Below are 232 nucleotides of genomic sequence, written 5' to 3' on the forward strand. Positions count from 1 at the left end.
CCCACTTGGTGGGTAGCAACATCAGGTGCGGCGGGGGTTTGGTTAGTCGTACTACCGGATGAAGGGGGATTAAGCAGTTGATAAGGATCATTACCTATCATCACTTGAGCAACCGCTGATAAATCAATATACAGTTGTTGAATCGCTATTGCTCTCGACGATTGTGCTGTTTGTAATTCACTGGCCGTAATCGATGTAATTGACGATTGTATATTATCAGCCCCTGTATAAT

General features: G+C 44.0%; 1 protein-coding gene. It reads right to left on the bottom strand.

Annotation, left to right across the window (positions count from 1 at the left end; all coding sequences use genetic code 11):
* A partial coding sequence (locus tag ACN4Z1_RS16070) for a hypothetical protein (RefSeq protein WP_419423068.1) occupies positions 1 to 232 on the bottom strand: 232 nt, incomplete at both ends.

The sequence above is a fragment of the Legionella sp. ST3F1 genome (assembly GCF_048553315.1).
Lineage (GTDB): Bacteria > Pseudomonadota > Gammaproteobacteria > Legionellales > Legionellaceae > Tatlockia > Tatlockia donaldsonii.